Origin of the sequence: Komagataeibacter melaceti (assembly GCF_003403295.1) — a bacterium.
GTDB classification, from domain to species: Bacteria; Pseudomonadota; Alphaproteobacteria; order Acetobacterales; family Acetobacteraceae; genus Komagataeibacter; species Komagataeibacter melaceti.
Genome location: NZ_QUWV01000020.1, coordinates 41161 through 61258, shown reverse-complemented (window position 1 = coordinate 61258; position 20098 = coordinate 41161). Strand labels below are relative to the sequence as shown.

The 20098-nt window shown below is 64.4% G+C and carries 18 protein-coding genes; 6 read left to right on the top strand and 12 right to left on the bottom strand.

Annotation, left to right across the window (positions count from 1 at the left end; translation table 11 throughout):
* Nucleotides 1-110 precede the first annotated feature (110 nt).
* Nucleotides 111-458: a hypothetical protein gene (locus tag DY926_RS02425; protein ID WP_116701932.1), complete on the top strand. Its 348-nt coding sequence runs from the start codon at nt 111-113 to the stop codon at nt 456-458.
* A 29-nt stretch (nt 459-487) separates the two neighbouring features.
* Here DY926_RS02425 and DY926_RS02420 read toward each other — a convergent pair whose 3' ends face one another.
* The 3 genes from DY926_RS02420 to alaS form a co-directional block, all read right to left on the bottom strand.
* Nucleotides 488-1411 carry an endonuclease/exonuclease/phosphatase family protein gene (locus DY926_RS02420; RefSeq protein ID WP_116701931.1) on the bottom strand — a complete coding sequence of 308 codons (924 nt, stop codon included), beginning with the start codon at nt 1409-1411 and terminating at the stop codon, nt 488-490.
* Nucleotides 1362-2048: a carbonic anhydrase gene (locus tag DY926_RS02415; protein ID WP_116701930.1), complete on the bottom strand. Its 687-nt coding sequence runs from the start codon at nt 2046-2048 to the stop codon at nt 1362-1364. The genes DY926_RS02420 and DY926_RS02415 overlap by 50 nt, the downstream gene beginning before the upstream one ends.
* Nucleotides 2049-2343: 295 nt before the next feature.
* On the bottom strand, nt 2344-4995 hold the full coding sequence (gene alaS / locus DY926_RS02410; protein ID WP_116701929.1) for an alanine--tRNA ligase: 2652 nt from the start codon (nt 4993-4995) through the stop codon (nt 2344-2346).
* A gap of 155 nt (nt 4996-5150) precedes the next feature.
* Between alaS and tenA the strand changes: the two genes are divergently transcribed.
* Nucleotides 5151-5852: a thiaminase II gene (gene tenA, locus DY926_RS02405; protein ID WP_116701928.1), complete on the top strand. Its 702-nt coding sequence runs from the start codon at nt 5151-5153 to the stop codon at nt 5850-5852.
* Here tenA and DY926_RS02400 read toward each other — a convergent pair.
* From DY926_RS02400 to aroB, 5 genes are all read right to left on the bottom strand, one after another.
* On the bottom strand, nt 5774-6295 hold the full coding sequence (locus DY926_RS02400) for a GtrA family protein (protein ID WP_116701927.1): 522 nt from the start codon (nt 6293-6295) through the stop codon (nt 5774-5776). The genes tenA and DY926_RS02400 overlap by 79 nt on opposite strands.
* 149 nt (nt 6296-6444) lie before the next feature.
* Nucleotides 6445-7536 (bottom strand): OmpA family protein, encoded by a 1092-nt coding sequence (locus tag DY926_RS02395; protein WP_116701926.1) that lies wholly within the window; start codon nt 7534-7536, stop codon nt 6445-6447.
* Nucleotides 7537-7897: 361 nt separating this feature from the next.
* Nucleotides 7898-8989 (bottom strand): OmpA family protein, encoded by a 1092-nt coding sequence (locus DY926_RS02390; RefSeq protein ID WP_116701925.1) that lies wholly within the window; start codon nt 8987-8989, stop codon nt 7898-7900.
* Nucleotides 8990-9385: 396 nt separating this feature from the next.
* Nucleotides 9386-10606: an OmpA family protein gene (locus DY926_RS02385; RefSeq protein WP_116701924.1), complete on the bottom strand. Its 1221-nt coding sequence runs from the start codon at nt 10604-10606 to the stop codon at nt 9386-9388.
* Between the two features lie 280 nt (nt 10607-10886).
* The gene (gene aroB, locus DY926_RS02380; RefSeq protein ID WP_116701923.1) at nt 10887-12620 is read right to left on the bottom strand and encodes a 3-dehydroquinate synthase; all 1734 of its coding nucleotides are present in this window, start codon (nt 12618-12620) and stop codon (nt 10887-10889) included.
* 137 nt (nt 12621-12757) lie between these two features.
* Here aroB and DY926_RS02375 point away from each other — a divergent pair, with 137 nt between their 5' ends.
* From DY926_RS02375 to DY926_RS02365, 3 genes are all read left to right on the top strand, one after another.
* Nucleotides 12758-12967 carry a hypothetical protein gene (locus DY926_RS02375; protein WP_116701922.1) on the top strand — a complete coding sequence of 70 codons (210 nt, stop codon included), beginning with the start codon at nt 12758-12760 and terminating at the stop codon, nt 12965-12967.
* Nucleotides 12968-12980: 13 nt separating this feature from the next.
* Entirely contained in the window at nt 12981-13901 is a 921-nt protein-coding gene (locus DY926_RS02370; protein WP_116701921.1) for a tyrosine recombinase, read from the top strand.
* A 75-nt stretch (nt 13902-13976) separates the two neighbouring features.
* A complete protein-coding gene (locus tag DY926_RS02365) occupies nt 13977-14942 on the top strand; it encodes an acetyl-CoA carboxylase carboxyltransferase subunit alpha (protein ID WP_116701955.1) in 966 nt (321 codons plus the stop codon).
* Between the two features lie 48 nt (nt 14943-14990).
* Here the strand turns inward: DY926_RS02365 and DY926_RS02360 are convergent, their stop codons facing one another.
* Nucleotides 14991-15749, bottom strand: coding sequence for a competence/damage-inducible protein A (locus DY926_RS02360; protein ID WP_116701954.1), 759 nt, complete (start codon nt 15747-15749; stop codon nt 14991-14993).
* A gap of 81 nt (nt 15750-15830) precedes the next feature.
* On the opposite strand from DY926_RS02360, the gene DY926_RS02355 reads away from it, so the two are divergent.
* Nucleotides 15831-16757: an SMP-30/gluconolactonase/LRE family protein gene (locus DY926_RS02355; RefSeq protein ID WP_408886027.1), complete on the top strand. Its 927-nt coding sequence runs from the start codon at nt 15831-15833 to the stop codon at nt 16755-16757.
* Here DY926_RS02355 and mutT read toward each other — a convergent pair.
* The 3 genes from mutT to DY926_RS02340 form a co-directional block, all read right to left on the bottom strand.
* Complete coding sequence (gene mutT / locus DY926_RS02350) at nt 16752-17768, bottom strand: 8-oxo-dGTP diphosphatase MutT (RefSeq protein ID WP_116701920.1); 1017 nt, start codon at nt 17766-17768, stop codon at nt 16752-16754. The genes DY926_RS02355 and mutT overlap by 6 nt on opposite strands.
* Nucleotides 17765-18886, bottom strand: coding sequence for an aromatic ring-hydroxylating oxygenase subunit alpha (locus DY926_RS02345; protein ID WP_116701919.1), 1122 nt, complete (start codon nt 18884-18886; stop codon nt 17765-17767). Before DY926_RS02345 ends, mutT begins: the two co-directional genes overlap by 4 nt.
* Nucleotides 18887-19109: 223 nt before the next feature.
* Nucleotides 19110-19988 carry an ATP-binding protein gene (locus DY926_RS02340; RefSeq protein WP_116701918.1) on the bottom strand — a complete coding sequence of 293 codons (879 nt, stop codon included), beginning with the start codon at nt 19986-19988 and terminating at the stop codon, nt 19110-19112.
* Nucleotides 19989-20098: the final 110 nt, after the last annotated feature.

Genomic DNA, 20098 nt, shown 5'->3' with positions numbered 1-20098 from the left:
TGTATCGGGCCTGTGGTGGTCTGGCCCGGAATGGTCTATCTGTAGTCCGGTTTTTTGCCGAACTGACAGACATATGGCACAGAGTCGGGTAAAGCAGGAGTAACAGCGTCATGACCAATACCCCCGATCAGGATAGCGTGGCGGCAGCCCAGTCCCCCGCTCCCGATGGCGTGGCGCATCCTGATGAGGTGACGCACGAAGTCGCGCAGCAGGCTGAAGCCGCCCAGGCCTCAACCGATGTGCCCGATCCCGGCCCGGTGCCTGCGGCCCAGACGCGCGTTGTGGCCTCGCCCGATGATGCGGTCGCCACCACGCCGGAAGGTGCGATGGCCAGCATGGCGGACGTGCTCCGGCCCTATAAGGATACACTCCAGTTGATGGGCGCGGTGCTGTTCGTGATGGGCGTGCTGGTCGTGGGATGGAGCGCCATGCATGCCTCGGGTATCTGGCCGGAATAATCCTGCTCCCCTGCCTGTATCGGGGCATTTCAGGGAAGCAACAGCCTTACCGAGACCGGGCAGTGATCGGACAGGCGCGTTGTTGCCGCATCAGCGCGGTAGAGCATGACGCGCAGGCTGTCCGGTTGCAGCCAGCCGCGCGCGGCCCCGCCCAGAATGATATGGTCGATGAAATAACTGCCCTGCGCGCAGGGGCTGGCATGGTCCGCGGTGGCAAGGGTCAGCGGCCCGTTTTCCGCCAGCGTGCGCAGGGCGGGGTCATCAGGGGCCAGCAGGCGGTTGAAGTCGCCCAGCACGGCAAAGGCTTCCCCCTCATCCTGTCGTTCCATGATCCAGTCCTGAATGACCGCCATCTGCCGTAACAGCGTGCGGCAGGCGGGTTTGCGCTCACGCGGGCCGGAATCGCGGCATCCGGCCTTGAGATGGACGACAAGCAGCCGCAGCCTGTCCGCGCCCGTGCCAACGCTCAGGTCCAGCCCCGAACGCAGGTGGCGCGGGGCGTCGGGCGGATAGACATCCAGCGCCGTGACATCGGGATAACGTTCGATCTGAAGCCCGGAACGGATGGCGACTGCGACTTTCTGCACCACCTGATCGCCCGAGATGATGATGTGATAGGCCGGGGCGGGAAACAGCCGGGCGGCAAGGTCCGCGCTGTCAATTTCCTCAAGTGCTGCAATATCGGGGGCAAGGGCATGGGCGTACTGCGCCAGCCGGTCCATCTCCCCGGTTGTGCGTGGCATGACATCGGCGGGAAGGGCGGCGTCACCCTGCGCACGGACTGTCAGCCAGTCGAGATTCCATGTGGAAAGTTTAAGGCTGCCCGCCGCGTGCGCGGCACCGGCGGGCAGGGTCAGGACAAGAAGCAGGCATAGTGGCCCCCGCCACGGCCTGCCTGGGGTATCAGGCCGTGGCCGAACTTCTGGCCTGCTGGAGTGCCGCGATGGCTTCATCCACATGGATGAACCTGCGCGAAGTCTCGTCCAGCACCACGACTTCCCCGCTTGCGATATCATAGAACCATCCCTGCAACGTCAGGGTGCCACGGGCAACCCCTGCCGCCACGGCGGGATGTGTGCGCAGGTGGGCGATCTGGAGCTGGACGTTCTGCTCGGACAGGCTGCGCACGCTGGCCGGTCCCGCATCCGATGCTTCCAGCACGGCGCGCGCGGCCTCGGCATTGCGCAGCCAGCTTGCCACCGTGGGCATGCTGCTCAGCTTGCTCGTGTCCGGGTCCAGCAGGGCCTGCATCGCGCCGCAGTTGGAATGGCCGCATACGATGATGTGCGAGACCTTGAGCGCGCTGACCGCATATTCAATGGCGGATGACACGCCACCCAGCATCTCCCCGTACGCAGGCACGATATTGCCGATGTTGCGCAGCACGAACAGGTCGCCCGGCTGGGTCTGGGTAATCATGCTGGGGTTTACGCGGCTGTCGGCGCAGGCAATGAACAGCGTATCGGGCGACTGGCTTTCGGCCAGGCTGGCGAACAGTTCCCTGTTCTGGGGAAAGACTTCTGTATTGAAGCGCTCTACACCGCGCAGGAGGTCAATGAGGGTATCCCGGGCAGTATTGGTATCGGCCATCGTAAAATCCTGTCACCTGAACAGCCAGACATGAGGAAAGGCAGCCACGCTGCATGGCGGAACTGGCGTGGCGCCTGGTGGTCCGGTCTGAAACTTTTCCATCTATATCATGGAAACACATGCTGGCCACAAATGTTTCTTAATCGCGTATAATGGAAATACTATGTAACCGCAATATAGTTAATAAATATTCACTTTCTGTATTGAAGTATTTGCTGGCAACCATGCGTACAGCACAACGGCGCGAACAGGTCGCGCCGTTGCAGGTTGCCGGAGTTGGTGGAGCGGGGCCGCGTCAGGCCGTGGCCACCTGCCGCAGCGCGTCGCGCACGGCGGCCAGAGCGGCATCGACCTTGCCAATATCCGGGCCGCCCGCCTGCGCCATGTCACGGCGGCCACCGCCGCCCTTGCCATCCATGGCAGCACTTGCCGCGCGCACCAGCGCCACCGCATCGACCCGCTCCGCCAGGTCAGGGGTGGCGGCGACCACGATGCTGCCCTTGCCATCGGCGGTGGAAATCAGGGCAACCACGCCGGAGCCGAGTTCGGTGCGCAGGGAATCCGCCAGCGGCTTGAGTTCCTTGGGCGGCAGTTCACCCACATTGCGGGCATCGAGCTTGATGCCGTTGATGTCTTCCACCGTCGTGGCCGCCTGCGTGCCCGAGGCCAGCTTGCGCTGCAGGTCCGAGATCTGGCGTTCCATGACCTTGCGCTCATCCAGCAGCACGGCAAGGCGCTCCGGGGCCTCGGCGGGGGGAACGCGCAGCATCGCGGCCATCTGGAGCAGACGCTCCTCCGTGGCGATGGTCGTGTTTTCAGCCGCGCGGCCCGTCACCGCCTCGATACGGCGCACGCCAGACGAGACACCGCTTTCCGATGTGATGCGGAACAGGCCGATATCACCCGTGCGGCGCACATGGGTGCCACCGCACAGTTCGATCGACCAGCCCGCGCGGCCTTCTTCCGGTGCGCCCATGGAGACCACGCGCACCTCATCGCCGTACTTCTCGCCAAACAGGGCCATGGCCCCGTTCTCGATGGCTTCTTCCGGGGTCATGTGGCGCGTGGTCACTTCCGTGTTTTCACGGATGCGGGCGTTGACCTCGGCCTCGATGCTGGCCAGTTCCTCGGGCGTGATGGGGCGCGGCTGGCTTACGTCAAAGCGCAGGCGGTCGGGCGCGTTCAGGCTGCCCTTCTGGGTCACATGCGCGCCCAGGCGGCGGCGCAGGGCCTCATGCAGCAGGTGGGTGGCGGAATGATGCGCGCGGATGGCGCTGCGGCGGTCATGGTCAACCTGTGCGGTGACCGCCATGCCGGGGCGGATCGTGCCTTCGATGACCGTGCCGTAATGCACGATCAGGTCGCCCAGCTTCTTCTGCGTATCGGTTACGGCAATGTGCAGGCCGGGCGCGGTGATGGTGCCGGTGTCACCCACCTGGCCGCCGCTTTCGCCATAGAAGGGGGTCTGGTTCAGCAGCAGCGCCACCTTGGTGCCGGGACCGGCTGCTTCAACCTGCGCGTTATCGACGATGACCGTCTGGACCTCGGCATCCGAGGTTTCGGTGGTGTAGCCCAGGAACTCGGTCGCGCCGAAGGTGTCGCGGGCTTCGAACCATACGGTTTCGGTCGCGCTGTCGCCCGATCCGCTCCATGCGGCGCGCGCGCGCTTGCGTTGCACGTCCATGGCCTCGTTGAAGCCGGCCACGTCCACGTCATGGCTGCTGCCACGCAGGGCGTCCTGCGTCAGGTCAAGCGGGAAGCCGAAGGTGTCGTACAGCTTGAACGCGACATCGCCCGGCAGGGGCGCGCCATCGCCCAGCCGCTCCGTCTCGTCCGCCAGCAGCGACAGGCCGCGGTCGAGCATCGCCTTGAAGCGTTCTTCCTCGCCCTTCATCGTCTCCTCGATCAGCGCACGGGCATGCACCAGTTCGGGATAGGCTTCGCCCATCTGGCGGATCAGCGCGGGGACGAGGCGGTAGAAGGTCGGTTCCGTCGTGCCCATCATGTGCAGGTGGCGCATGGCGCGGCGCATGATGCGGCGCAGCACGTAGCCCCGCCCGTCCTTGGAGGGCAGCACGCCATCGGCAATCAGGAACGAGGTGGAACGCAGGTGGTCGGCCACCACCCGGTGGCTGGCGTTGAACGGGCCATCGGGGTCCTGTCCCGTGACCTCGGCCGAGGCGAGGATCAGGGCGCGGAAGGTATCAATGTCATAATTGTCCCGCTTGCCCTGCAGGATGGCGGCGAAACGCTCCAGCCCCAGCCCGGTGTCAATGGACGGGCGCGGCAGGGGCGAGCGCGTGCCGGGCGGGTTTTCGAAATACTGCATGAACACGAGGTTCCAGATCTCGGTGAACCTGTCGCCATCCTCATCGGGGGAGCCGGGCGGGCCGCCTGCCACTTCGGGGCCGTGGTCGTAGAATATCTCGGAACACGGGCCGCAGGGGCCGGTGTCACCCATGCGCCAGAAATTGTCCGATGTGGGGATGCGGATGATCCGGTCATCGGACAGCCCGGCGATCTTGCGCCACAGGGAAGCCGCTTCCTCGTCATCGGCATAGACGGTGGTCAGCAGCCGGTCCTTGGGCAGGCCGAAGGTGCCGGTGACCAGGTTCCAGGCCAGCTCGATCGCTTCCGCCTTGAAATAGTCCCCGAACGAGAAGTTGCCCATCATCTCGAAAAAGGTGTGATGCCGGGCGGTGTAGCCCACATTGTCCAGGTCGTTGTGCTTGCCGCCCGCGCGGACCACCTTCTGGGCCGTGGTGGCGCGGGAGTAGGGGCGTGTTTCCTGCCCGGTGAACACGTTCTTGAACTGCACCATACCAGCATTGGTAAACAGCAGTGTCGGATCGTTGTGCGGCACCAGGGACGAGGACGGCACGATCTGATGCCCATTCCCGGCAAAATAGTCGAGGAAGGTGGCACGAATGTCGTTTGTTGTGGGCATGGCGGGAGACAGACGATCCTGTATTGAAGATATAGATATAAAACCGGATTCATTCACCTAGCGCAGCTAGCACCAGACCGGAAGTACGAACATGCGTGTTCTGCCATATGGCCGGTGCGCGACGGTCCGGCTGCGTGAGCAAAAAGGGATACAGGATGCACGAATGGCAGGCGGAACGGGACTGGCCCCTCCTGACACAGGGGCTGGCGGGGCGGTTGCGCAATGACTGCATGGCGCAGTGGATGGAGTTCGTGCGCCACCCCTTTGTCAGGAGCGTGGGTGATGGCACGCTGGCGCCGGAAGCGTTCAGGAACTTCCTTATCCAGGACTACCTGTACCTGATCCAGTATACCCGGGCATGCGCGCTGGCAGTGCACAAGGCCGATACGGTAACGGGTATGCGCCATGCCGCCCATCTGCTGTCGGGCATACTCAATACCGAACTGTCTATGCATGTGGCGTATTGCGCGGGCTGGGGAATAGATGAAACAGCACTGGAACAGGCGGAGGAATCGCTCGAATTACTTGCCTATAGCCGCTTTATACTCGACCGCGCCCAGACGGGCGACCTGCTTGACCTGCTGGTGACAATGGCCCCGTGCCTGATCGGCTATGCGGAACTTGGCGCGCGGCTGCACGCGGACCCGGCCACGAAGCGCGAAGGGAATCCCTACTGGTCATGGATCGCGCTGTATGGCGGCGCGGAATATACGGAACTGGTGGAAGAGGGCATCCACAGGCTGGAAAAGGTTGGCGCGGCCTGTGGCGCGCAGGCGCGTTATCCAGCCTTGGTGCGGGAATTCGCAACATCCGTCCGGCTGGAGACCGCATTCTGGGCGACCGCGCGTTCGGGCTGAAACGGCAGGATTGTCGCGCTCTGGCGTGGGGCGGCATGGGTGGCGTTGAAAACAAGCTTCCGGCTGATATGGAAGTTCGCCATCATGCCCGTCACGGCCCCCGCCGCGAGCGCCAGCACGGGATAGGCCTTGAAGACCGGCGAGACATGGAACAGCGTGAACACGCAGCCCCGGTTCAGGAAAAAGCCCAGTGAATTACCGGCCAGGAAACGCAGCCACTGGATGATGAAATGGTGCTGGTTGCCTGCGCCACGGAATGTCCACAGCCGGTTGATCAGCCAGTTGATGGACGCGGCGATGAAATAGGCCGCAAGCGTCGCGATCGTCAGCCCCACGAATGGCCGCAGGGAGTACACGGTGGTCGTGTCCCAGCACAGCCCCAGCAAGCCAACAACGCCGAATTTCAGAAATTGTATGACTTTCTCACGGGGCGGAGTGGACAAGATATTTCCTTTCGCCTGCTGTGCGGGCGGGGACTGAAAAAAAGGGCGACAGCTTTCCTTTGTGCCTGACAGGCACCTCAACAGGGTAGGGGAACTGAAAATAAAAAGGAAGCAGGGGGCAGTTGCCTGCCACCCTGCATCATGCTGCGTCAGTGCAGGATGATTTCCACACGACGGTTCTGGGGCTCACGCGTGTCGGGGCCGGTCGGCACCAGCGGGTGGGCTTCGCCATAACCGTGGATGTCGATGGAGTTGGCGGGCACGCCGTCACGGATCAGTTCAGCCTTCACGCTGTCCGCGCGACGCAGGGACAGGCCAAGGTTGTACTTCTCACCACGCGGGCCGGGGTGGGCGGCGGAGTTATCGGTGTAACCGTTAACCTCGATGCGGGTGGTCTGGATGTGGGTGGAAGCCTGTGCGGCTTCGGCCACGATCTCACGCGCACGGCCGGTCAGGGAAGCGCCATCCCAGTCGAAGAACACCAGGTAGGTGCGGGCGGCCGTCGGCGCGGGCGGCACCACGGCGGGGGCCGGCGGCGGCGGCGGCGGCGCGTTGTTGAACGCGTAGCGGACGCCTACGATGAACTGGTGGTTGAAGCGGTGGTCAAAGCTGGCGTGACCATTTTCAGCCGTGAAGTTGCCCATGGTGAAGGACTGCGGCTGACCGATCATGCGGTATTCGGTGGTCATCTGCAGGCCCGGCACGCCCGGGATGTCGTAGGCCGCACCCACGATGCCCTGATAGGCGAAGCCACCCTTGGTGCCGCTCATGCTGCGCGCGCCCTGCGGGTTGTTCGCGCCGATGGTCGCGTCATGCGTGTTCTGCCACAGGTAGCCGGCACCGACACCGACGAACGGGGTCACGGGCACGTCGATGTTGAACAGGCGCTTGAGGTCGATGTCATACAGCACGTTGACAAAGCCGCCATAGGAGCGGTCGCTGCCCTTGTCCCCACGGGATTTGCTGTAGATTTCGGACCAGTTGTAGTCACCTTCAACCTCGGCGCGCAGGCCGTTGCCAAAGCCCCAGCCAACGGAACCAAAGCCGGTCCAGCCATGACGATGGCCGACCTTCTCACGGCCGGGGCCGGAGTTTTCATCAGCAAAGTGCCCGTGCTGGGTCTGGGTCAGGTTGTAACCGCCGCCAATATCGACATAGGGGCCGGTAATGGTCGTGGCCTTGGCTGCGAACGGTGTCGCTGCCAGCAGACTGGTTGCCAGCAGGGCAGAGCGGAGACGCATATGATCATCCTTCCTCATGTTATTACTTTTTTGTAAACCACATCGTTTTAATGATGCGAAGATTAATCCATCTACCATCCCAAACACAGCATGCTTCTTCTGGTTCCGTCCTGTTTTTCATTCGGGAACGGCAAAAAGGTGACACTATCGTTCGCGGTGGCGGAGTAGATGCTTTTTATATTTAATAACAAGTTACTAAATGGGAATATCGTTGTGGAAACAATATTGTAATAAAAGATTTAGAGTATTTTGTGGCAAGAAGGACACAATCTTTCCTGCCCGGAAGGATGCGTAAGCAACAGGCAATAAAAAAAGGGGGAGCACACCGTGCTCCCCCTTTTTCAGTAATGAATCGGTCAGATCAGTGCAGGATGATCTCGACGCGACGGTTCTGGGGCTCACGCGTGTCGGGGCCAGTCGGCACCAGCGGGTGGGCTTCACCATAGCCGTGGATGTCGATCGCGTTGGCGGGCACGCCGTCACGGATCAGTTCAGCCTTCACGCTGTCCGCACGACGCAGGGACAGGCCAAGGTTGTACTTCTCACCACGCGGGCCGGGGTGGGCGGCGGAGTTATCGGTGTAACCGTTAACTTCGATGCGGGTGGTCTGGATGTGGGTGGAAGCCTGTGCGGCTTCGGCCACGATCTCACGCGCACGGCCGGTCAGGGCAGCGCCATCCCAGTCGAAGAACACCAGGTAGGTGCGGGCGGCCGTCGGCGCGGGCGGCACTACGGCGGGGGCCGGCGGCGGCGGCGGCGGCGCGTTGTTGAACGCGTAGCGGACGCCTACGATGAACTGGTGGTTGAAGCGATGGTCAAAGCTGGCGTGACCATTTTCAGCCGTGAAGTTGCCCATGGTGAAGGACTGCGGCTGACCGATCATGCGGTATTCGGTGGTCATCTGCAGGCCCGGCACGCCCGGGATGTCGTAGGCCGCACCCACGATGCCCTGATAGGCGAAGCCACCCTTGGTGCCGCTCATGCTGCGCGCGCCCTGGGCGTTGTTCGCGCCGATGGTCGCATCATGCGTGTTCTGCCACAGGTAGCCGGCACCGACACCGACGAACGGGGTCACGGGCACGTCGATGTTGAACAGACGCTTGAGGTCGATGTCATACAGCACGTTGACAAAGCCGCCATAGGAGCGGTCGCTGCCCTTGTCCCCACGGGACTTGCTGTAGATTTCGGACCAGTTGTAGTCACCTTCAACCTCGGCGCGCAGGCCGTTGCCGAAGCCCCAGCCAACGGAGCCGAAGCCGGTCCAGCCATGACGATGGCCGACCTTCTCACGGCCGGGGCCGGAGTTTTCATCAGCAAAGTGCCCGTGCTGGGTCTGGGTCAGGTTGTAACCGCCGCCAATATCGACATAGGGGCCGGTAATGGTCGTGGCCTTGGCTGCGAACGGTGTCGCTGCCAGCAGGCTGGTTGCCAGTAACGCTGCGCGAAGACGCATGGTTGAGTCCTTAAACTATTATTGCAGGGCAGGCCCTGTCTGTGATCCGGGCAATGGATTTGCCCCGATACAGGGCAGCCTGAGATTACCCGCAAGCTATGATGCGGACTTAGCGTGTCTGAACCCGCTTGAGAATGGGCTAAATGCCGCTAGTGCGGACGTTGTGACAAAAAAAGCACATATCTTTCAGGCATCTTTAGTCACAAACGTCAAAATCCCTGCATTTATAAGGGTTTTATGAAATATCCCCGATAGGTATCCCGATTTTGCATAGGTCACTGGCATCAAAGGAACATCTGTGTATGCCGGTAAAAGACCGGAACGATTCGATGTGAAAAGGGGAGCGCCGGGACGCTCCCCCTTCATTTCATTCATTTTACGGGCTGTTGTGTGCGGTCAGTGCAGGATGATCTCGACCCGCCGGTTCTGGGGTTCACGCGTGCCGGGGCCGGTCGGCACCAGCGGGTGGGCCTCGCCATAGCCATGGATGTCGATGGCGCTGGCGGCCACGCCGTCACGGATCAGCTCGGCCTTCACGCTGTCCGCGCGGCGCAGGGACAGGTCAAGGTTGTACTTCTCGCCACGCGGGCCGGGATGGGCGGCGGAACTGTCCGTATAGCCATTCACCTCGATGCGGGTGGTCTGGACGTGGGTGGATGCCTGCGCGGCCTCGGTCACGATTTCGCGTGCACGGCCGGTCAGGGCAGCGCCGTCCCAGTCAAAGAACACCAGATAGGTGCGTGAGGCGACGGGGGCCGCCGGCACGATGGCGGGGGCAGGTGGTGGCGGCGGGGGCGCGGTGTTGAACGCATAGCGCACGCCCACGATGAACTGGTGGTTGAAGCGCTGGTCGTAGCGCAGGTGGGTGGTGTCGCGCCCCAGCGGGCCGGAATAGGACTGGTTGATCGTGCCCATATCAAACGATTCGACCTGCCCGATCATGCGGTATTCGGTGGTCATCTGCAGCCCCGCCACCCCCGGGATGTCATAGGCCGCACCCACGATGCCCTGATAGGCGAAGCTGCCATTCGTGCCATGCTGGCTTATGGTATGCTGCAGCGTGGTGATGCCGCTTACGTTCTGCCACAGGTAACCGGCGCCGACACCGACGAACGGGGTCACCGGCACGTCGATATCGAACAGGCGCTTGAGGTCGATGTCGTACAGTACATTGACAAACCCGCCATAGGAGCGGTCGCTACCATCGGTGCGGCCATGCATGCGGTGGCCCTTCGGGTCGCCCGTGGTGGCGGAAATGCTGCTGAGGTCGGACCAGTTATAGACCCCTTCCACCTCGGCGCGCAGGCCGTTGCCGAAGCCCCAGCCGAAGGCGCCGAATCCGGTCCATCCATCGCCATGGCGCACCTGCTGGCGTTCATGCAGGCCGGGGTCGATTCCCTTGTCAAAGGCGCTGGTTACGGAAGAGGGCGCGCCCTTGAGATAGGTGTTGTTGATGTCATTGAGCCGCTGCCTGTCATAATCATGGACATGCTGGGTCTGGGTCAGGTCGTACCCACCGCCAATATCGACATAAGGGCCTGTTATGGTCGTTGCCATGGCGCCGGTAACAGGCACCATGATCTGGGATGCCGCCAGCAATGCCGCGCGAAGACGCATATTCCCATCCTTGCTGTTCGATCAGACGCCTTCATGCTTGCGGAAATGGGGGCATGTTCCACATCGGCCTGATACGTGTTGACACAATCGGCCCGTGGGCCGTTATCCGGAGTGCCAGCGGGAAGTATGGGGGAAGTGGCGCAGCGCCAGCCCGCATCGTTCCATGGCCGGACCGTTGTGCGGGGCAGGGATTGAAATATGGTAAATGGCCCCCCGCGTGACATGGCGAAGGGCCGGATGTTGTAAAAACGTCACATAGTCGTGAGGAGGGGTCTTCTGCTCAGGGCGTGCAGCCATCCGCGCGCAGGACCTCAAGCACGGCGTCATCGGGCACGTCACGGCAGGTAAAGGCCCGGCCGATGCCATGCACCAGCACGAAGGACAGGCGGCCGTCACGCATTTTCTTGTCGCGCTGCATGTTGCGCACAAGCTGCGTGGCGGAGAAGGTCCGCCCCGTATCCCCCACGCGCGCGGGCATGGACAGCTGTTCGAGATGGCGGGTCACGCGTTCCAGATCCTCGATCGCGCAGTACCCCAGCCGGACCGAAAGCATGAACGCCAGCCGCAGGCCGATGGACACGGCCTCCCCATGCAGCAGGCTGCCGTCATAGCCCATTTCTGCCTCCAGCGCATGGCCGAAGGTATGGCCGAGATTGAGCAGCGCCCGGCCATCGGTCTTGCGCTCCTCACGCTCATCGGCAATCACCACGCGCGCCTTGAACGCGCAGGCCATGCGGATGGCCTCGGCCTGTATGGCCGGATTGCCCGCCAGCACCTCGGCCCCGTTGCGTTCGCACCAGTCGAACAGCCCCGCATCCCCCAGCAGCCCGGACTTGACGATCTCGGCATACCCCGCGCGCAGTTCGCGCACCGGCAGGGTAGCCAGGGTGGAGGTATCGGCCAGCACCGCGATGGGCTGATGGAACGCGCCCAGCAGGTTCTTGCCAAACGGGGTGTTGATGCCGGTCTTGCCCCCCACGGACGAATCCACCTGTGAGAGCAGGGTTGTCGGAATCTGCACGAACGGCAGGCCGCGCAGCGTGGTCGCAGCGCAGAACCCGGCCAGATCCCCCACCACGCCCCCGCCCAGCGCCACGACCGTAGTGTCGCGTTCGACATGGGCTTCCAGCAGCGCGTTGGTCACGCGTTCATACATGCTGATGGTCTTGGAGCCTTCACCGGGGGGGATGGTGATGACTTCCGCGCGGGTGCCGGTTTCCTCCAGCCCTTCCAGCAGGCGGGGCAGGTGCAGGGGGGCTACGGTCTCATCGGTCAGGATCATCACGCGCTTCTGCGGCAGCACGGGGGCAAGCAGGGCCCCGGCCCGCCGGATCACGTCGGAGCCGATGATGACATCGTAACTGCCACGTTCCAGCCGCACCGGCACACGCAGGGGCTGCTGGCCCTGTTTCAGGGCCCCTATGACATGGTCGGCGCTGTGTTCCACGCTATCTTCTCCACAATCCACGATGATATCCGCTTCCGCATAGACCGGATGGCGCACGCGCATGAGGTCGGCCAGCACCGCATGCGGGGCGGCCACGTTAAGCAGCGGGCGATGGGTCCGTTCCGCCACGCGCTGCACCAGCACCGGCAGCGGGCAGCGCAGCCAGATGGAGGTGGCATGCTCACGCACGCTGGCGCGGGTGCGCGCGTCCATGAAAGCGCCGCCGCCCGTGGCCAGCACGACCGGCGGCCCGGCCAGCAGGCGGCGGATGACCAGCCGCTCGCCGCGGCGGAATTCGGGTTCGCCATATTTCTCGAACAGGTCGGCGATGGTGCATCCGGCGGCGCGCTCGATTTCCTCATCCGAATCGACAAACGGAATACCCAGCCGCGTGGCCAGGATGCGGCCGATGGTCGTCTTGCCCGCCCCCATCAGGCCCACGAGCACGATGGTGCGCCCGCTGCCCGCCTGCCGGGGGGCGGCGGGACCAACGGCATTCAGGTCAAGCGGAATGGTGAGCGAAGGGTTCTCCGGGCTGGGCCGGTGGGGGGGAATCGGGCGTGACATGGCGGGCAACCTAACATACAGCAGTACGGAACCGGTAGAGTCCGTGGGTGTGGTCACGCCCGCGCCGACAGGGGGGCATGCTCCCACGGCATGAAAGGACGGGCCGCCGGCATGCGCAGGATATGGGAAGCGGTTGGATGATCCGTATTGTTATTGCCGTGATTGGCGTCCTTGCCCTCGGTGGGGTCGGGGTTTTCGTGTCGCTGGGCATGTTTCCGCCCGCGCTGGTGCAGCATGATGTGCACAAGGATATTCCCATGGCCCCTGCGGCCGCCCCGGCACCCGTGGCATCTCCGCTGGGCGTGCCTGCGGCCCTGCCCGTAGCCCCGCTGGCCCCGGCGCAGTAAGTGGCGGCTGCTGGTGGGCAGTGACGGGACCGACGCCTTCCTTGAAATGCTGGCTGCCGAGCGTGGCGCGGCGCTGAACACGATCCGTGCCTATGCCCGCGACCTGGCGGATATGGGGCAGGCGTTGCACGCGCGCGGCCTTACAGCGCTGGAGGTGGGGGAAGGGGACCTGCGTGAGTACCTGTCCGGTCTGGCCCGGCAGGGGCTGGCCCCGCGCACGCAGGCGCGCAGGCTGTCGTGCCTGAAGCAGTATTTCCTGTTCCTGGCGCGTGAGGGGATGCGGCCGGACAATCCCGCCGCCCTGCTGGACGCGCCCCGGCTGGACGCCCCCCTGCCGCGCTTCCTGTCCGAAGGGGAGGTGACGGCGCTGCTGGATGCGTGTGAGCCGGAGGCGGATGCAACGCCCGCGCGCAGGCGGCGGCTGCTCATGGCGCGTGCGGCGCTGGAAATGCTGTACGCATCGGGCCTGCGTATATCAGAACTCCTGTCACTCCCCCGCCGGGCGCTGGATGCTGCCCCCGGCATGATGCTGGTGCGCGGCAAGGGCGGGCGTGAGCGCATGGTGCCCATGTCGGCCCGCGCGCGCGCCGCCGCCCGGGCGCTCATGGACATGGATGCCGGGCGCGAAAGCCCCTACCTGTTTCCCGGCCGGGGCGGCGCGCAGCCCATGACACGGCAGGGATTCGACCGGATCATGCATGATGTGGCGCTGCGGGCCGGGTTTGACCCGGCGCGGCTTTCGCCCCATGTGCTGCGCCATTCCTTCGCCACGCACCTGCTGGCGCACGGGGCGGACCTGCGGGCATTGCAGGTGCTGCTGGGCCATGCCGACATCGCGACCACGCAGATCTATACCCATGTCATGCTCGACCGCCTGCGTGATGCGGTGACCCGGCACCACCCGCTGGCGCAAGCAGCGGATGGGGCGGAATAGACAAAAATGCATGGCGGGGAAAATTCCCTGCGTGAAAATGTTTGGCTGGCGTGCAGGCTGTGCTATCGGCAGCGCATGCGCCAGTTTCTAGATTTCGAAAAATCGGTCGCCGAGCTTGAGAACAAGATCGACGAGCTCCGCACGATGTCCGGTCCCGACGGGATCAACATTGCCGATGAGATCACCCGGTTGAGCGAGAAGGCCGACCGGCAGTTGCGTGCCGCCTATGCCAAGCTGACACCGGGGCAGAAGGTACAGGTGGCGCGTCATGCCCAGCGCCCGCATACGGTCGATTACATCAGCACGCTGATAACCGACTTCTCCCCGCTGGCGGGCGATCGCCTGTTTGGTGAGGACAAGGCCATCATCGGCGGTGTCGGCCGGTTCAGGGACCAGCCTGTGGTGGTGATCGGGACCGAGCGCGGGGCCGAGATCGAGACACGGCTCAAGCATAATTTCGGCATGGCCCGGCCCGAGGGCTACCGCAAGGCCCAGCGCCTGATGAAGCTGGCGGGGCGATTCGGCCTGCCGATCCTGACCTTCATCGACACCTCCGGCGCATGGCCCGGCATCGATGCCGAGGCGCGTGGGCAGGCGGAAGCCATCGCGCGTTCGATCGAGACCTGCCTGAGCGTGCCGGTGCCGCTCATCGCCACTGTCATTGGCGAAGGTGGCTCCGGCGGGGCCGTGGCGTTGGGTGCGGGCGACCGCGTGATGATGCTGGAACACGCGATCTATTCCGTCATCTCGCCCGAGGCCTGCGCCTCCATCCTGTGGCGTGACCCCAAGCAGGCTTCCACCGCAGCGGATGCGCTCAAGCTGACCGCGCAGGACCTGCTCCAGCTTGGCCTGATCGACCGTATCATCCCCGAACCGCTGGGTGGCGCGCAGCGTGACCCGATGGCCGCGATTCGCGCCGTGGGCGATGCCATTGCGGCCGAAATGCCCGCGCTGCTGGGGCGTGACCCGGCGCTGCTCAAGGCGCAGCGGCGTGAGAAATTCCTCGCCATGGGGCGTGAACCCGTCAACGCGAAGTCCTGAACCCGGCCCTGTAACCGTGCCGCCTGCATGCGGCACGGCTGCTTCGGCTCAAGGTTTTGCGGGTTCACCCGCATGGGGCTCGAAGCCCAGTTCCACGATCATGTCACGCACGGCCTGTGCCGCGGCACTTACGGCCTGTGCGTCCGTGCCCTTGCACAGCAGGCACACGCCCCGCTGGGCTTCATCCAGCCGGTAGGGGTAGGAGCCGATATCAATGCCGGGGTAGCGGTGCTGTATCGCTTCAAGCGGGGCGGCAAGCGTGCCCTCGTACAGCCCGTTCGCATGCCATGCCTGTGATGTGACGGGCGTGCCGTGGGGCAGGGTGGGCAGCACCTCGTCAAACATCGCGCGCATGATGCGCGGCACCCCGGCCATGACATGCACGTTGCCCATGGTGAAACCGGGCGCCACCGACACGGCATTGCGGATCGGGACCGCGCCCTGCGGCATCGTGGCCATGCGCTGGCGGGCGGCGTTGAATTCACCGGGTGCGAAATAGGCCTCGAGCGTGCGGAAGGTCTCGGGGTGGTGCACCCATGGCACGCCGAAGGATTCCGCCACACAGGCGGAGGTGATATCATCATGCGTCGGGCCGATGCCGCCAGTGGTGAACACATTGTCATAGGCGGCGCGGGCTTCCGTTACATTACGGACAATGACCTCGCGGATGTCCGGTATGATCCGGACCTCGGCCAGCGTGATGCCGGTTTCCGACAGGCGGCGTGCGATATACTGCACGTTAACATCCTGTGTCCGGCCGGACAGGATCTCGTTGCCAATGACCAGCAGGCAGGCGGTGGGGTTCATGAAGCACATTCCAACAGGTTGCGGGCGGGAGCATTTTCTCCCCATCCTATAACGACAGCCAGCCAACCGGAAGGAGAGGACATGGAGAAGGCAGCAATGCCACAGCCGCACTGCGTATGGGACATCCAGGCACAACTGGGCGAGGGACCGGTGTGGTCCACGGCCCGGCAGGCGCTGTATTTTGTGGATATCGTAGGCCGCGCCATTCACTGCCTTGACCCCGCAACGGGGGGGCATGCCTCATGGCCCACGCCGCTGCGCCCCGGTTTTGTGGTGCCGGTCAGTGACGGCACGCTGCTGTGCGGGCTCAAGGACGGGCTGTACCGCTTCGACCCCGCATCGGGCGATTTCCGGCGCGAGGTCGCGGTCGAGCCGGGCCAGCCGGACAACAGGATCAATGATGGCTGTGTCGATGCGATGGGGCGGCTGTGGTTCGGCACCATGGATGATGGTGAGACCACGCCCACGGGCGCGCTGTATTCCGTCACCCGCACGCCCGGCGGGCTGGAGGTGCTGCGCCATGATGAGGGATATATCGTCACCAACGGTCCCGGCATCTCGCCCGATGGCAGGCTGCTCTACCATAACCATTCCCCCGCCGGGGTGATCTATGTCTTTGACCTTGCCCCCGATGGCGCGCTGTCCAACCGCCGGGTCTTTGCCCGTATCGCGGATGGCTATCCCGATGGTGTGGTGGTGGACAGTGCCGGCACCCTGTGGGTGGGGGTATGGAACGGGGGGCGGATCGAGCGTTTCCTGCCCGATGGCACGCGCCTGCCGCCTGTGGCGGTACCGGCGCGGAACGTGACCAAGGTGGCTTTTGGCGGCGCGGACCTACGCACGCTCTATATTACCACCGCGCGCAAGGGTATGTCGCCTGAGGAACTGGCCCGGATGCCGCAGGCCGGTGGCCTGTTCAGCATGCGTGTGGATGTGCCGGGGCAGGCCCCCACGGCGTTCCCGGCGGAGGAACTGGCCGTGCTGGGCAACATGCCGCGCGGGCTATAGCAGATCCTGCAGCAGCGGGATCAGCGGGCGGTCGGCGTCAGGCATGGGGTAGTCGCGCAGCCTGGCGGCGGGCACCCATTGCAGTGTCTGCCCCTCCCGTGCGGTGGGCGTGTTCTTCCACCGGTGGCAGACATAGACGGGCATGAGCAGGTGGAAATGCCCGTAATCATGGGAAATGAACGTGAATGGTGCGAGGCAGGAGCGGGCCACGTCCAGCCCCAGTTCCTCGTCCAGTTCACGTATCAGCGCCGCCTCGGGTGTTTCGCCCGGCTCGACCTTGCCGCCCGGAAATTCCCATAACCCGGCCATGGACTTGCCTTCGGGCCTGCGGGCCAGCAGCACGCGGGCATCCGCATCCACCAGCGCCACGGCGGCAACCAGCACGATCCTGCGCCCGCTGCCAGCTTCTTCTTCCTGCGTGGTGGCGTCGTGTCCATCCGCGCCGGACAGGTCGGCATGGCGGGCTTCAAACAGGCGGACGGGGTATTCCCCCCCACGGGAGACGAATTCCTGCGTGCCCGTGCCATTTTCCCGAAAGCCGATGCGGCGCAGCACCGCGATGGAGGCGTGATTGTCATGCGCGGCGGAGGCGGTCAGCCGGTCCACCGGCAGGTTGGCCAGCGCCCACCGCGCCAGCCGCCCCGCCGTCGTGCTGGCCACCTTGCGGTTCCAGTGCGTGCGGCCCACCCAGTAGCCCAGCGTGCCGGAACGGTCCGCCGGGTTGATGCGCAGCCCGATGCACCCGATCAGGGCATCAGGCTGGTCGGAGTCCGGGCAGGTGATGGCGAAATGATAGGCCTCCCCCCGCCGGGACTGCTCGATCGTGGCGGCGATCCATTCCTCGGTCATGGAGAGGGAGTAGGGGAACGGGACGCGGCTGAGCATCCGCACCACGCTCCAGTCATTGATCAGCCTGTGCATGGTGCCCGCATCGGATGTGCGGACTTCACGCAGGCGGTAATCCCCGGCTTCGAGCATGAGACCGGGTTGGTGTCCTGTCCATTCGCTCATGCGGCAGGGGCGCCCGTGGCCACCGGGGCTTTTGTGTCCTGATCCGCGGGCAGCCCGCATTCCGCCAGCAGTTCACGCAGGTTGCAGATGACGGGGAAGATTTCCTGGTTCCGGTCGCCGCCCTGTTCGCGCCAGGCGGCCTGTTCCAGTTCCACGATCTCGCGGTCCTCACGGAAAATCCGCTCGGTAAACGCGGTCAGGAACGGCCATGCCAGGTCCAGCAGGCCCGGAATGCCCGGCCGCCGGATCGAGAGCAGCCCGAACACGCGGTTGGTCAGTTCCGCCTCATCCTGCGGGACGTAGGCGATCCACAGGTCCATGACCGGCGGGCTGTCGCCCGTCTGGATGTGCAGGGTCTGGTAGGGATAGACCGTGCGGATGGTCATGACATCGCGAAAGGCGAATTTCTCGCTGTTATCGCGCTTCTGGCCAAAGATCAGCGCCTCGCCCAGCGGCTGCTTGCCGCCGGTGCGCGCGAAGCTGTAGCGCGCCTCCACCAGTCCCGGCCCGCGTTCCTGCCCAAGGAAGCGCGGCTTCATCTGCCCCATCTGCTTCATGTGCATGAACTGGTGGTTCATATCCATCAGGTTCTCATGCATGAAGCTGTAGTGACAGTGCACGAGCTGGCCGAAACGGCGGGTCTTGTAGGCCGGATTCGCAACCTCGGCCAGACGGGGCAGCGGTGTGGTCTCCGCCTTTGCCGCATCACCGGGGAAGACGAATATCAGCCCGTCCATCTCCCGCACGGGGTAGGTGCGCACCCCGTTGGGCAGCTTGCCCTTGCCCAGATAGGGCACGTCGATACACCGGCCGGACCGCCCGTAGGCCCAGCCATGGTAGCAGCACTGCACGGAGTCGCCCTTTACCACCCCCTGGCTGAGCGGCACCTGCCGGTGTGCGCAGCGGTCTTCCAACGCGAAAACGCTGCCGCCCTCACGCGGGCGGACCAGTGCGATGGGCTGCCCTGCATAGCGGGTGCCGATCGTCTTGCCGGGCTTCAGTTCCCGCGACCATGCGACAGGGTACCAGAAGTCGGGATTGGAACGGATGCGGCGCAGGTCCCGTCCGCCAGACGCGGGAGGGGACTGCATGCTGTCAGATGGTAACGACTGGTCCATTGGCTCTCTTGACTGTTAACAGGGCATGGCAGCCGGTGTGCCACGGGGCGGGTGCCGGATTGCAAGGGGGCATCGGTTGCAACCGTATCCTGTCGCCATGGCGATATTAAGGATGTTTTTTACGGGCAGCGCAAATGGTTCGCACCAGACTTGTTTTGTAACGCACGGACCCGGCGCGCGGTGCCAGCCGCCATGGCGGGCAGCAGCACGCGCCAGCCCCACGTCATGCCTGTGGCGCGGCGGCCAGTTCCGCGCTCAGGTCCTCGATGAACTGGAAGGCGACGCGCCCCGAACGGCCCCCGCGCCCCAGCGACCATGCATTAGCCCGGTGGACCAGATCCGCATCCGAAATGGGCAGGTTCCGTTCACGCGCATAGCCACGCACCATGTCCATGAACGTATCCTGCGCGCAGTTATGGAACCCGATCCACAGGCCGAAGCGGTCGGACAGCGAGACCTTTTCCTCCGTCGCCTCGGAGGTGTTGATGGCGGTCGAGCTTTCGTTCTCGATCATCTCGCGCGGCATCAGGTGGCGGCGGTTGGACGTGGCGTAGAACAGCACGTTTTCCGGCCGCCCGGCGATGCCGCCATCCAGCACGGATTTCAGCGCCTTGTAATCCGCGTCTTCCCGCTCGAAGGACAGGTCATCGCAGAACACGATGAACCGGCGCGGGCTTTCACGCAGCAGGGCCAACAGTTCGGGCAGGGTGGACAGGTCCTCGCGCTGGATTTCAACCAGCACCACCCGCCCCTTGCCCGGTTCGGCCGGGCTGCCGTCCACCATGTTGGCCTGCGCGTGCGCCGCCTTGACCAGCGATGACTTGCCCATGCCGCGGGCACCCCACAGCATGGCGTTGTTGGCCGGAAGCCCCCGGGCGAAGTGCTGCGTGTTGTCCACGATCATCCGGCGCTGGCGGTCGATGCCCTGCAGCAGCCCCATCTCGACATGCGCCACATGGGGCACGGGCGTCAGGCGGCCAAGGGCAGGATGCCAGATGAAGGCGTCCGCCCGGTCGAGACCGGCAAGGGAGGGCGCGGGCGGCGACAGCCGCTCAAGGGCCGCCGCAATACGTTCGAGAACGGGAAGGGAAGTACTGTCCATCGTCAATCCTGATTCAGCATGACAGAAACGGCGGCTGGTGCCACCGGGTGATCCGGAGCGCGTTGGCCAGTTTGCAGCGGGCGAACGCCTTGACGGGAAACAGGCGAAAA